Raw genomic sequence first — 12,468 nt, 5'->3', positions numbered from 1 at the left:
CCACGGGCAGGAGTCCCGGATTTCGCTGCGCTGCATCCGGGCTACACAGTGCGCGCTCAGGCAAGACCGGCAGCGCGAATCACGCTTTAGGGTTGGAATGGGGAATGCTGCGGCGGCCGACGGGCCGCTGTAACGGAGGAAGCGTCGACATGTCGGCCGCGCAGCTTGCAGTTCTGGATACGTCATCGGACCGAACGCTGGCCGAGCGGCTGGTGGACCAGCTCGCCGACCGCATCGGCGGCCTCGGGGTGGAACTCGCCGACATCGCCGGCAACGTCCAGGAGGTCGCGAACCGCGTCAGCAGCCAGTCCGAGCGCTTCCATCATTTGCAGACGACGGCCGAGACGATGGTCGCCGCCAATCACGACATCGCCAACGCATCGCAGGCGGTGCAAACGACCGCATCCGCCGCGGTCGGCCAGATCGCGGAGTCGCGTCATGTGGTCGAGACCGCGGTCAGCCATATCGCAGAGCTCGTCGCGGCGGTCGGACGGATCGAGGCGCGGCTCGCCGCGGTCGGCTCCGCGCTGAGCCAGGTCGCCAAGGTTTCCGGTTCGATCGAAGCGATCGCCAAGCAGACCAATCTGCTGGCGCTCAACGCCACCATCGAGGCGGCGCGCGCCGGCAATGCCGGCCGCGGCTTTGCCGTGGTCGCGAGCGAGGTCAAGAACCTTGCGGAAGCAACCCGCCAGGCGACGCATCAGATTTCCGACACCGTGCGCGATCTCGACGGCCAGATCGGCAGCCTGATCGGCGAGAGCAGCGATGCCTCGTTGCGCGCCAAGAGCGCCGGCGAAGGCGCCCAGCAGATTTCGGGCATCATCATGCGCGTGCAGGAAGGCTTCTCATCCGTCGGCGCCGAGATCGGCAGCGTGGCGCGCGCCGCGACCTCCAATCTCGGCCATTGCGACAGCGTGATCGCGGAGCTGAACGAGCTGGCCAAGGGCGTCGATCTCTCCTCGCGCGACCTCAAGCACGCCGACAGCCGCGTCGCGAAACTGCTCGAGCTCTGCGAGAGCCTGATCGTGACCATCGCCGACAGCGGCGTGCAGACCAGCGACACGCCGCTGATCCGCGTCGTGATCGACACCGCAAGGCAGATCTCGGAGCTATTCGAGAATGCCGTGGCGCGCGGCGAGGTCACGCTCGCGCAATTGATGGACGAGAATTATCGCGAGATCGCCGGCACCAATCCGAAGCAGTACCTGACCGACTACGTCGCGTTTACCGACCGCGTGCTGCCCGCGATCCAGGATCCGATCCAGAAGAGCGATCCGCGCATCGTGTTCTGCGTCGCCTGGGCGCGCAGCGGCTATCTGCCGACCCACAATCCGAACTACCGGCAGCCACAGGGGCCGGACCCGGTCTGGAACAACGCCAATTGCCGCAACCGCCGCCTGTTCAACGACCGCGCGGTGAGCAAGGTCGCAGCCAACACAAAACCGTTCCTGCTGCAGACCTATCGCCGCGACATGGGCGGCGGCAATTTCGTGCTGATGAAGGACCTGTCATCGCCGATCGTCGTGAACGGCCGCCACTGGGGCGCATTCCGGATGGGTTTTCGGCAGTCGTAGTTCGTAGCCCGGATGCAGCGAAGCGCAATCCGGATCAATGCGACCGCGGAGAGATTCCCGGATTTCGTTTCGCTGCATCCGGGCTACGGCAACCTCACTTCACCCAAAACCCCGGCACCGCAGGCTCGAGCCGCCCGCCGGCGCGCACCGGCGCGACCTTCACCGCGAGGCCGGTCGCATCGTCGGTCTCGACCGCGATGCCGCTCAGTGTTGCCACGCCGCCCGCCGGCTCGAAACGGCCGGAGGGAATGCCGGTGAGGAAGCGCTGCAGCGGCTCCTCCTTCTGCATGCCGATCACCGAGTCATAGTCGCCGGTCATGCCGGCATCGCTCATATAGGCGGTGCCGCCCGGCAGCACCTGATGATCGGCGGTCGGCACGTGGGTATGGGTACCGACCACGAGGCTGACGCGGCCGTCGCAGAAGAAGCCGACGCCCTGCTTCTCGCTGGTCGCCTCGGCATGGAAATCGAGCACGATGGCATCACAGCCCTCGCGCAGCGGGCAGGCCTCGAGCTCGCGCTCGATGGCGCTGAACGGATCGTTCGAGGACGGCTCCATGAAGACGCGGCCGATCGCGTTGAGGACCAGCGCGCGCTTGCCGCTCTTGGTATCGACCAGCGTGGCGCCGCGGCCGGGCGAATGGCGCGGAAAATTCAGCGGGCGGATCAGGCGCGGCGCGCGCTCGATGAAGACCAGCGCCTCCTTCTGATTCCAGGCGTGGTTGCCGAGCGTGATCGCATCGGCGCCGGCGTCGAGCAGCTCCTGATAGATCGCCTCGGTGATGCCGAAGCCGCCGGCGGAATTCTCGCCATTGACGACCACGAGATCGAGCGACCAGTCCCTGATCATGCCGGGAAGGTGGTCGGCGATGGCGGTGCGGCCGGTCCTGCCGACGACGTCACCAACGAAGAGAATTCGCAAGGCTAGCTACTCCGGAAATCGAACGTCTTGCGCTCCGTTAGCACAAAATCGAGCGGGACGTCGTGCGACAGCGCCGGAATCGCCTTGGTTTCCTGTGCAGCAAAGGCAAGTCCGACCCCGATCACATGCTTGGCCTTGCGCAGATGCGCGAAGGTATAGTCGTAATAACCGGCGCCGTAGCCGATGCGGTGACCGAGCTTGTCGAATGCCGCGAGCGGCACCAGCATCACGTCCGGATGCACCTCGGCGGCGGCCGGCGACGGCTCGGGAATGCCGAGCGGCCCGAGCATCAGCCGGTCCTGCGGCGACCAGCTGCGGAAGGTCAGCGACTGGCCGCGCGCATTGATGCAGGGCAGCGCGAGCCGCGCGCCCCTGTCGGCAAGCTTCTTCATCAACGGCGCCGGATCGAGCTCGCTGCGGATCGGCGCATAGCCCGAGACGATCATGCCCGGCGCGATCTCGAACGGCGCGCCGCGCTTGGCGAGTGCTTCGGCAGCCGTCGCGCGCTGCTCGTCGCTCAGCGCATCGCGCTTGGCGAGAGCAAGTGCCCGGAGCTCGGCCTTCGATGGAGATGCGTGCATGATCCATCTTCCGCTGTCGTCGTCCGCGACAACGGACGATCCATCATCCCAGAGACGCTAGCTTTCGTTAAGGCCAGGCCGCGGCGCGCTGGACGCCCCGTATCGCGGGGCACAACACTGCTAGACAATTCAACCGCCGCAGCGCGACGACAAGGCAACAGCAAAAATCAGTGCGAAGCCGCAGAGGCCGTTGGAGCGCTCGATCCCGGAGTTCCCTACGAAAGTAGGTGGGCACCATATGTCCGGGTCCACGGACCCGGCCAGGGACAGTTCCCTAAAGGATCGATAAGGCCCCGGGGATATATGGCTCCTGACGCACGACGCAGCTTCGCGGGGGCTAATCTAGCCATCGTTGCCCCAATCCGCCAGCGGTAAGGAAGACGCAGCCGAGACTCATGCACTTCTCTCCACCCTCCCCTGGAGGGGGAGGGTCGGTACGCATGAAGCGTAGCGGAATGCGAACCGGGGTGGGGTGATCTCTCAACGCGGGCGCTACACGTGTGGAAAGACCGTCACCCCACCTCGCCGCTCATTTCATGAGCGTCGATCCTCCCCCTCCAGGGGAGGATAAGATCACCCGATGCCGGAAAATATAGATCACCCGATCGCGATGCCGCCGCCGATGGTGCGGTTGAGCACCTGCGTGGTGCGCTCGATCCGCTCCGCGGCGGCGTTGAGCGCGTTGGAGACCGCGGTCTGGGTCGCGCGGGCGCGGTCGATGGCGGCAACGCGCGCGTTGCGCAGCTGCTCGACCTCTTCCTCGAGGCTGCGGATGCGTGCGCTGGCGTCAACCAGTTCGTCGCAGGCGGTGAGCGCCGCCATCACCGTCAGCCGCGCATCGCCGATTTCGCCGAACTTGCCGCGCAGCGATTCCACGCGCTGCTGGAGATTTTCCGCGAGCTTCAGGAGCCGCACCTCCTGGCCCTCCTCGCAGGCCATCCGGTATTGCCGGCCATTGATGGTGACGTTGATGTGGCTCATCTGCTGTCTCCGCCGTCGAGCACGGCGCGAATGCTGCCGATTGCCGCGTCGAGTTTTTCCGCGATCTCGCGATTGGCGCGCTCGAGCTTGCGCGTCTTCACCAGCGATCCGTCGAGTTCGTCGGCAAGCCTGGAGCGATCGGCGCCGAGCGCCTGGATGCGGCTCGCCAATTCGTTCTCGTCGCGGTCGGCCTCGCGGCGCCGCTCCACCGAGCTCTCCAGCGCATCAAGCGCAGCCATCAGCCGCTTTGTCGCAGCATCGATATCGGCAAGCGGTGCCTCGGTATTGCCAGACCCGTTGGCGAGACGATCACTCATGACACGCGGCGTGGACCTTTCAAGTCGGTTGGCTTGGTAGCCTGCGGAAGACAGGCCTGCCGCACGGCAAAACAGGCGGTTCGGCAAGCGTTTACGGGACGAAATTTACGTGGCAAGCGAGCCCAGCGCAACGGCGGCGGAGAACTATGCACCGTTGAATGAAATAGGCGATTTCGGGCAACTTTTCCCCGTTTTGAGGCGTTCCATCGCCTTGGACTTGCGGAATTGAGGTGCTAATCCACCCCCCAACCCGTAAGGCCATCCACGCGCGTATCGCGGCTGCCCGCCCGATGCGTCCAGCATCAGCTCCTCATTTTAGGCGGACTTTTCATCATGACGCAGGTCGATCACACCCGTATGGCCAATGCGATCCGTGGCCTTGCCATGGACGCCGTCGAAAAGGCGAATTCCGGCCATCCCGGCCTGCCGATGGGCGCCGCCGACATCGCGACCGTCCTGTTCACAAAATTCCTGAAATTCGATGCGGCCGACACGGCGTGGCCCGATCGCGACCGCTTCGTGCTCTCGGCCGGCCATGGCTCGATGCTGCTCTATTCGTTGCTGTACCTCACCGGCAACAAGGACATGACGCTCGACCAGCTCAAGCATTTCCGCCAGCTCGGATCGCTGACGCCGGGACACCCCGAGAACTTCCACACCAAGGGTATCGAGACCACCACCGGTCCGCTCGGCCAGGGCATCGCGACCGCGGTCGGCATGGCGCTCGCCGAGAAGATGCTGGCCGCCGAGTTCGGCAAGAAGATCGTCAACCACCACACCTATGTGCTCGCCTCCGACGGCGACCTGATGGAGGGCATCTCGCAGGAAGCGATCGCGCTCGCCGGTGTCTGGCGGCTCAACAAGATGATCGTGCTGTACGACGACAACGGCATCTCGATCGACGGCCCGACCTCGATCTCCGATTCCGTCGATCAGGTGAAGCGCTTCAAGTCCGCAGGTTGGGCCGCCGAATTGATCGACGGCCAGGATCCGCAGGCGATCGCCGCTGCAATCACCCGCGCGCAGAAATCCAACAAGCCCTCGATGATCGCCTGCAAGACCACGATCGGGTACGGCGCGCCGCACAAGGCCGGCACCGCCAAGGCGCATGGCGAAGCGCTCGGCGCCGACGAGCTCAAGGCGGCAAAGGAGAAGCTCGGCATCTCGCTCGAGCCGTTCTCGGTGCCCGACGACGTGCTGAACGCCTGGCGCGAGGCAGGCGCCCGCGGCGCCGCCGAGCACAAGGCGTGGGACGAGCAGTTCGCGCAGCTCGGCAGCCGCAAGCGCGCCGAGTTCGAACGCCGCATTCGCCACGAGCGGCCGCAGTCGCTCGCCAAGGGGCTGCGCGCCTTCAAGAAGGGGCTCCTGGAAAATCCGCTCAACGTCGCGACCCGCAAATCGTCGGAAGCCGCGATCGAGGTGATTGCGGCTGCGATGCCGATGGAATTCGTCGCCGGCTCCGCCGACCTCACCGGCTCCAACAACAACAAGGCGAAGTCGGCGACGGCGTTCGGCGCCAAGACGCCGAAGGGCCGCTTCATCCATTACGGCGTCCGCGAGCACGGCATGGCGGCGTGCCTCAACGGCATCTTCCTGCATGGCGGCTTCGCGCCGAACGGCGCCACCTTCCTGGTATTCACCGACTACGCGCGCGGCGCGATGCGGCTGTCGGCGCTGATGGGCACCGGCGTCGTCTATGTCATGACCCATGACTCGATCGGCCTCGGCGAGGACGGCCCGACGCACCAGCCGGTCGAGCATCTCTCCGCGCTCCGCGCGATGCCCAACATGCGCGTGTTCCGTCCCTGTGACGCGGTCGAGACCGCCGAGTGCTGGGAACTGGCGCTCAACCGCGTCGACGGACCGACGGTGCTGGCGCTGACTCGCCAGAACCTGCCGCAGCTCCGCACCACGGCGCCGAACGACAACCCGTGCAGCCACGGCGCCTATGAGCTGGTCGCGGCGCAGGGTGACGCAAAAGTGTCATTGTTCGCGTCGGGTTCCGAGGTCCAGATCGCGGTCGAGGCGCAGAAGCAGCTCGCCGGACGCGGCATCGCGACGCGGGTGGTCTCGGTCCCGTCGCTGGAATTGCTGCTGGCACAGCCCGCCGAACGGCAAAATGCCATTATCGGCAACGCCCCGGTCAAGATCGCGATCGAGGCCGCGGTGCGCTGGGGCTGGGACAGCGTGATCGGCCATGACGGCGAATTCATCGGCATGCACGGATTCGGCGCCAGCGCCCCGGCGAAGGACCTTTTCCGGCATTTCGGCATTACTGCTGAAGCCGTCGTTAACGCTGCCACGAAGCGCGTCTGACGCTGGCCTGACACCTGTCGGCCAAGGTTGAGCTTGTCGCAAAAAAGGATTACCTAAGCTCCATCTTTTCCGTACGCGCCCGGCCGAACCGGGCGTTCCGCCGTAAAAACCTCGTGGGAGCGCTCCCGCGGGGCTGACAACAGCATTAGAGGAGACGAGCATGGCAATCCGCGTCGCGATCAACGGGTTTGGGCGTATCGGCCGCAACATTCTGCGCGCCATCGCCGAGTCCGGCCGCAAGGACATCGAGGTGGTCGGCATCAACGACCTCGGCCCGGTCGAGACCAACGCACACCTGCTGCGCTTCGATTCCGTGCACGGCCGCTTCCCCGGCACTGTCACGGTCGACGGCGACACGATCAGCCTCGGCGACAACAAGATCAAGGTTTCGGCCGAGCGCGATCCCTCCAAGCTGCCGTGGAAGGCGCTCGGCGTCGACGTCGCGCTGGAATGCACCGGCATCTTCACCGCGAAGGACAAGGCCTCCGCGCACCTCACAGCCGGCGCCAAGCGCGTGCTGGTCTCGGCGCCCGCCGACGGTGCTGACGCCACCATCGTCTACGGCGTCAACCACGACACGCTGACCAAGGATCACCTGGTGATCTCGAACGGCTCCTGCACCACCAACTGCCTCGCGCCGGTCGCCAAGGTCCTGAACGACACCGTCGGCATCGAGACCGGCTTCATGACCACGATCCATGCCTATACCGGCGACCAGCCGACGCTCGACACCCTGCACAAGGATCTCTATCGCGGCCGCGCTGCGGCGATGTCGATGATCCCGACCTCGACCGGTGCCGCGAAGGCGATCGGCCTCGTGCTGCCCGAGCTGAAGGGCAAGCTCGACGGCGTCTCGGTCCGCGTTCCGACCCCGAACGTTTCCGTGATCGACCTCAAGATCGTCGCCAAGCGCGCAACCGACGTCAAGGAGATCAACGAGGCGATGAAGCGTGCGTCCGAGCAGCAGCTCAAGGGCATCCTCGGCTACACCAACGCGCCGAACGTCTCGATCGACTTCAACCACGATCCGCACTCGTCGACCTTCCACATGGACCAGACCAAGGTGCAGAACGGCAACTTCGTGCGCGTGATGTCCTGGTACGACAATGAGTGGGGCTTCTCGAACCGTATGGCGGACACCGCCGTCGCGATCGGCAAGCTGGTTTAAGTTCGACTGTTCGCGATGCCCGGCTCACCGCCGGGCATCTGCGTGTTTGCCGCTCCGTCATTCCGGGATGGTCCGCAGGACCAGACCCGGAATCTCGAGATTCCCCGATGCGCAATTGCGCATCTGAGGTTCGATGCTCCGCATCGCCCCGGAATGACCCCAGGAGTTCGACACCCCCCATGACAAAATCGTTCCGCACCCTCGACGACGTCAACGTGAAGGGCAAGCGCGTGCTGCTGCGCGTCGACCTCAACGTCCCCATGGAAAATGGCCGCGTCACCGACGCCACCCGGCTCGAGCGCGTGGCCCCCACCATCACCGAAATATCCGACAAGGGCGGCAAGGTGATCCTGCTCGCCCATTTCGGCCGCCCCAAGGGACGCGATCCCAAGGAATCGCTGAAGCCGGTCGCCGAAGCGCTGTCGAAAGTGATCAAGCGCCCGGTCGGCTTCGCCGAGGACTGCATCGGCGAGCCTGCGGCCGCCGCTGTCGCGGCCCTCAAGGACGGCGACATCCTCTGCCTGGAAAACACCCGTTTCCATAAGGAAGAGGAGAAGAACGACGCCGGCTTCGTCGCTGAGCTCGCCAAGCTCGGCGACATCTGGGTCAACGACGCCTTCTCCGCCGCGCATCGCGCCCACGCCTCGACCGAAGGCCTCGGCCACAAGCTGCCCGCCTATGCCGGCCGCACCATGCAGGCCGAGCTCGATGCGCTCGGCAAGGCGCTGGAAGCGCCGACCAAGCCGGTGATCGCGATCATCGGCGGCGCCAAGGTCTCGACCAAGATCGACCTCCTGGAAAACCTCGTGAGCAAGGTCGACGCGCTGGTGATCGGCGGCGGCATGGCCAACACCTTCCTGCACGCGCAGGGCGTCGCCGTCGGCAAGTCGCTCGCCGAAAAGGATCTTGCCCCGACCGCGCTGCGGATCATGGAAAAGGCCAACGCCGCCAACTGCGCCATCATCCTCCCCGTCGACGCTGTCGTCGCCAACCAGTTTGCCGCCAACGCGCCGTCGCATGCCTATGGCCTCGATGCGATCCCGGCCGACGGCATGATCCTCGACGTCGGTCCGCAATCGATCGCGCGCATCCATGCCGCGATCGACGACGCGGCGACGCTGGTCTGGAACGGCCCGCTCGGCGCCTTCGAGCTGACGCCGTTCGACCGCGGCACCGTGGTGTCGGCCAAGCATGCCGCCGAACGCACCAAGGCCAGGAAGCTGATCTCGGTCGCCGGCGGCGGCGACACCGTCGCGGCGCTGAACCAGGCGGGCGTGGGCGGCGATTTTTCCTACGTCTCGACCGCGGGCGGCGCGTTTCTTGAATGGATGGAAGGCAAGCCGCTGCCGGGCGTCGAAGTTCTGAAAAACCGTTGATCCAGAGCATGATCCGGAAAAGTGTGAAGCGGTTTTCCGAAGAGATCATGCTTAAACAAAGAGCAAAAGCGCGATGAAAATGAGCTCATCGCGCTTCACATCCACGAACTTGCACTACAGGGAGAAATGGAATGGCTCGCATAACGTTGCGGCAACTGCTCGACCACGCGGCCGAGCATGATTACGGCGTACCTGCCTTCAACATTAACAACATGGAACAGGCGCTGTCGATCATGGCGGCAGCCTCCGAGGTCGACGCGCCCGTCATCATCCAGGCTTCGCGCGGCGCGCGGTCCTACGCCAACGACGTCATGCTCAAGCACATGATGGACGCCGTCACCGAGATCTACCCGCAGATCCCGGTCTGCGTGCATCTCGACCACGGCAACGAGCCCGCCACCTGCATGACCGCGATCCAGGCCGGCTTCACCTCGGTCATGATGGACGGCTCGCTGAAGGCCGACGGCAAGACCCCCGGCGACTGGGACTACAATGTCGGCGTCACCAAGACCGTGACCGGCATGGCCCATCTCGGCGGCATCTCGGTGGAAGGCGAGCTCGGCGTGCTCGGCTCGCTCGAGACCGGCATGGGCGACAAGGAAGACGGCCATGGCGCCGAGGGCAAGCTGTCGCACGACCAGCTGCTGACCAACCCGGACGAGGCCGTGAAGTTCGTCAAGGAGACCAAGGTCGACGCGTTGGCGATCGCGATGGGCACCTCGCACGGCGCCTACAAGTTCACCCGCAAGCCCGACGGCAACATCCTCGCCATGAACGTGATCGAGGAAATCCATCGCAAGCTGCCGAACACGCATCTGGTGATGCACGGCTCCTCGTCGGTGCCGCAGGAGCTGCAGGAGATCATCAACGCCAATGGCGGCAAGATGAAGCCGACCTGGGGCGTGCCGGTCGCCGAGATCCAGCGCGGCATCAAGAACGGCGTGCGCAAGATCAACATCGACACCGACAACCGGATGGCGATGACCGGCCAGATCCGCAAGGTGCTGAAGGACAATCCGGAAGAGTTCGATCCGCGTAAATACCTCAAGCCCGCAATGGAGGCGATGACCAAGCTGTGCAAGCAGCGCCTGCAGGAGTTCAACACCGCGGGCCAGGCCAGCAAGATCAAGAAGGTGCTGACCACGGCGGAAATGGCCAAGCGCTACGCCGCGGGCCAGCTCGACCCCAAGGTTGCCTGACGTATCTCTCCCTCTCCCCGCCCTTCGCGGGGAGAGGGTTGGGGTGAGGGGCTGCTTCCACGAGCGGCGAATGCGGTTAGACCTGTACCCCCTCACCCGGATTGCATCTAGCGATGCAACATAGCCGAAGCTCGACTTCGGCGTTCTTTGCCGACGGCCGCCGAAGGCGGCCTATGCCTCTCCCCGCAAGCGGGGCGAGGTGAACAGAACAAGCCAAATCTACGCGCGATCTCAGCCGCGACGAACGTTTTCTAGGCATTTGCCCGAGAACCGCCTATTTTGGTTTGCAAAGGCAATGGCTCTGGAGGACGCCCCGATGAACCTCTCCGACCTCAACAAAATCGCGCTTGCCATGGTCACCCCGGGCAAGGGCATTCTCGCCGCAGACGAATCCTCCGGCACGATCAAGAAGCGGTTCGACGCCATCAAGGTCGATTCGACCGAGGACAATCGCCGTGACTATCGCGAGATGCTGTTCCGCTCGCAGGAGGCGATGAGCAAGTACATCTCCGGCGTCATCCTTTACGACGAGACGATCTGGCAGAATGCCAAGGACGGCACGCCGCTGGTCAAGCTGATCGAGCAGGCCGGCGCGATCCCCGGCATCAAGGTCGACGAGGGCACGCAGGCGCTGCCGAACTGCCCAGGCGAACTCGTCACCGTCGGCCTCGACAAGCTCGCCGAGCGGCTGAAGAAATATTACGAGCGCGGTGCGCGCTTTGCGAAGTGGCGCGCCGTGATCGATATCGGACCGCGAATCCCGACCCAGACCGCGATCCGTGCCAACGCCCATGCGCTGGCGCGCTACGCCGCGCTGTGCCAGGCCGCGCAGATCGTCCCGATCGTCGAGCCGGAGGTGCTGATGGACGGCGATCATGACATCGACCGCTGCTACGAGGTGACGCAGCGCGTGCTGAACCGCACCTTCCAGGAATTGCGGGTGCAGCGCGTCGCGCTCGAAGGCATGATCCTGAAGCCGAACATGGCGATCTCGGGCAAGAAGTGCCCGAAGCAAGCGCCGGTGCAGGAAGTCGCCGAGAAGACCATCCGCCTGCTCAAGAGCTGCGTGCCGGCCGCGGTGCCCGGCATCGCCTTCCTCTCCGGCGGCCAGAGCGACGAGGAAGCGACCGCGCATCTCGACGCCATGAACAAGATCGGCAATTTGCCCTGGCGGCTGACCTTCTCCTACGGCCGCGCGCTGCAGGCGGCGCCGCAGAAGGCGTGGTCCGGCAAGCCCGACAACGTCCCCGCGGGCCAGCGCGCCTTCTCGCATCGCGCCCGGATGAACGGGCTCGCGAGCACCGGCAATTGGGAAGCCGGCCTCGAGAAACAGGCGGCATAGTTGGCGACCAAGCCCGTTCCGCCGCGGCCGACGCCGCGCCTCTATCTGGCAACGCCGGCGGTCGATGAGCCTGCGCGGCTTGCGGCCGAGCTCACCGAGCTGCTTGCCGCGGCCGATGTCGCGGCCGTGCTGGTGCGGCTGCGCGAGAGCGATATGCGCAGCATGATCTCCACCATCAAGGCGCTGGCGCCCGCGATCCAGAACGCCGGCGCGGCGCTGCTGATCGACGGCTATCCCGATATCGTGGCTCGCGCCGGCGCCGACGGCGCGCATCTGACCGGCGTCGTCGCGATGGAAGAGGCGATGCCGTCGCTGAAACCCGACCGCATTGTCGGCGTCGGCGGGCTCGCGACCCGTCACGATTCCATGGCCGCGGGCGAAGCCGGCGCCGACTATGTACTGTTCGGCGAGCCCGACGCCAACGGACAGCGGCCCTCGCGCGAGGCCATCGCCGAGCGGCTGGAATGGTGGGACGAATTGTTCGAGCCGCCGTGCGTCGGCTTTGCAACCTCGCGCGAGGAAGCCGAGGCGTTTGCGGCGGCCGGTGCGGATTTCGTGCTGGTCGGAGACTCCATCTGGTCCGATCCGCGCAGCGCCAAGGCGGCGCTTGTCGAGATCGGAGAGGCGATTGCGCGGGCGCATGCCGGCACATTCGGCAAGGCCAAGGCCGACGGAAAGGCCGAGGGATGACG

At 65.4% G+C, this 12,468-nt stretch carries 11 protein-coding genes and 1 other RNA gene; 7 read left to right on the top strand and 5 right to left on the bottom strand.

What is annotated here, in order from left to right:
- Positions 1 to 149 precede the first annotated feature (149 nt).
- Positions 150 to 1,574, top strand: a complete 1,425-nt coding sequence (locus ACVI1L_RS19205; RefSeq protein ID WP_456783558.1) for a methyl-accepting chemotaxis protein — start codon at positions 150 to 152, stop codon at positions 1,572 to 1,574.
- Between the two features lie 94 nt (positions 1,575 to 1,668).
- Here the strand turns inward: ACVI1L_RS19205 and ACVI1L_RS19200 are convergent, their stop codons facing one another.
- The 5 genes from ACVI1L_RS19200 to ACVI1L_RS19180 form a co-directional block, all read right to left on the bottom strand.
- On the bottom strand, positions 1,669 to 2,496 hold the full coding sequence (locus tag ACVI1L_RS19200; protein ID WP_253624978.1) for a TIGR00282 family metallophosphoesterase: 828 nt from the start codon (positions 2,494 to 2,496) through the stop codon (positions 1,669 to 1,671).
- A gap of 2 nt (positions 2,497 to 2,498) precedes the next feature.
- Complete coding sequence (locus ACVI1L_RS19195) at positions 2,499 to 3,077, bottom strand: 5-formyltetrahydrofolate cyclo-ligase (RefSeq protein WP_057016202.1); 579 nt, start codon at positions 3,075 to 3,077, stop codon at positions 2,499 to 2,501.
- Between the two features lie 171 nt (positions 3,078 to 3,248).
- A non-coding RNA gene (ssrS, locus tag ACVI1L_RS19190) (6S RNA) lies at positions 3,249 to 3,409 on the bottom strand.
- A 265-nt stretch (positions 3,410 to 3,674) separates the two neighbouring features.
- Positions 3,675 to 4,058, bottom strand: coding sequence for a cell division protein ZapA (locus tag ACVI1L_RS19185; RefSeq protein ID WP_028332812.1), 384 nt, complete (start codon positions 4,056 to 4,058; stop codon positions 3,675 to 3,677).
- Positions 4,055 to 4,375, bottom strand: coding sequence for a DUF4164 domain-containing protein (locus ACVI1L_RS19180; RefSeq protein ID WP_018269681.1), 321 nt, complete (start codon positions 4,373 to 4,375; stop codon positions 4,055 to 4,057). The genes ACVI1L_RS19185 and ACVI1L_RS19180 overlap by 4 nt, the downstream gene beginning before the upstream one ends.
- 333 nt (positions 4,376 to 4,708) lie before the next feature.
- Between ACVI1L_RS19180 and tkt the strand changes: the two genes are divergently transcribed.
- The 6 genes from tkt (at position 4,709) to ACVI1L_RS19150 (ending at position 12,466) form a co-directional block, all read left to right on the top strand.
- Positions 4,709 to 6,691 (top strand): transketolase, encoded by a 1,983-nt coding sequence (gene tkt / locus ACVI1L_RS19175; RefSeq protein ID WP_057016201.1) that lies wholly within the window; start codon positions 4,709 to 4,711, stop codon positions 6,689 to 6,691.
- Between the two features lie 160 nt (positions 6,692 to 6,851).
- Positions 6,852 to 7,859, top strand: coding sequence for a type I glyceraldehyde-3-phosphate dehydrogenase (gene gap / locus ACVI1L_RS19170; protein WP_016842563.1), 1,008 nt, complete (start codon positions 6,852 to 6,854; stop codon positions 7,857 to 7,859).
- Between the two features lie 179 nt (positions 7,860 to 8,038).
- Positions 8,039 to 9,235 (top strand): phosphoglycerate kinase, encoded by a 1,197-nt coding sequence (locus tag ACVI1L_RS19165; RefSeq protein WP_057016200.1) that lies wholly within the window; start codon positions 8,039 to 8,041, stop codon positions 9,233 to 9,235.
- 131 nt (positions 9,236 to 9,366) lie between these two features.
- On the top strand, positions 9,367 to 10,434 hold the full coding sequence (fba, locus tag ACVI1L_RS19160; protein ID WP_057016199.1) for a class II fructose-bisphosphate aldolase: 1,068 nt from the start codon (positions 9,367 to 9,369) through the stop codon (positions 10,432 to 10,434).
- 316 nt (positions 10,435 to 10,750) lie between these two features.
- A complete protein-coding gene (locus ACVI1L_RS19155) occupies positions 10,751 to 11,776 on the top strand; it encodes a class I fructose-bisphosphate aldolase (RefSeq protein WP_076825042.1) in 1,026 nt (341 codons plus the stop codon).
- Complete coding sequence (locus tag ACVI1L_RS19150) at positions 11,777 to 12,466, top strand: thiamine phosphate synthase (protein WP_456783557.1); 690 nt, start codon at positions 11,777 to 11,779, stop codon at positions 12,464 to 12,466.
- Positions 12,467 to 12,468: the final 2 nt, after the last annotated feature.

The organism is Bradyrhizobium sp. USDA 4516 (genome assembly GCF_054055915.1).
The sequence above is the reverse complement of the archived record's forward strand: the minus strand, read 5'-3'. Positions and strand labels throughout refer to the sequence as shown.